Annotated in this window: 1 protein-coding gene; it reads right to left on the reverse strand. The window is 41.0% G+C overall.

What is annotated here, in order from left to right:
• Positions 1-32: 32 nt before the first annotated feature.
• Positions 33-308 (reverse strand): GNAT family N-acetyltransferase, encoded by a 276-nt coding sequence (locus tag R7F64_RS24395; protein ID WP_005462904.1) that lies wholly within the window; start codon positions 306-308, stop codon positions 33-35.
• Positions 309-519: the final 211 nt, after the last annotated feature.

The raw sequence follows: 519 nt of genomic DNA on the forward strand, positions 1-519 counted from the left end.
ATTTTGATACAAAAGGTGGTGATCATTCATACTCAAGCAAGAAGATGCGACCAAGCTTGGTTACGGTTGATGTAATGCGCCACATACGGACAAACCGGTTCGATTTTATAACCCAGAGCTTCAATTTCTGGGAGTACCGCTTCCATCATTACTTTGCCATAACCTTTGCCTCGCAGCTCTTCTGGTACGACCGTCGATGTTATGTGCATCACATCATTTTTCAACTCGTAGACCACTTTTGCTTTGAAGTCTTGCTCTAAATCAACCCAAAAGAGGCCACTTTCAGTGTCGTGAATCACTTTATGCATATCTTCTTCTCTAATTTTGTTACGGATTTATTGAATCAAACTATATCACTGAATAAAATCATTACCACGCAAAGACACCCAGTCGTTTAGTGCTAAATTTCATAGCAGTCACCTCTTCTCAAATCAGGTACGACAATAAGAATGAGAAATATGATAACCAGTGCCAGAGACGGCAATCTACCTCTGCAGAGTAAGAGAGCACCAGAACGTC

The organism is Vibrio sp. Vb1980 (assembly GCF_033338615.1).
Classification (GTDB): domain Bacteria; phylum Pseudomonadota; class Gammaproteobacteria; order Enterobacterales; family Vibrionaceae; genus Vibrio; species Vibrio alginolyticus.

Excerpts from the sequence above, each read along its gene's own strand:
- R7F64_RS24395 (WP_005462904.1), bottom strand. The coding sequence starts at position 308 with ATGCATAAAGTGATTCACGACACTGAAAGTGGCCTCTTTTGGGTTGAT.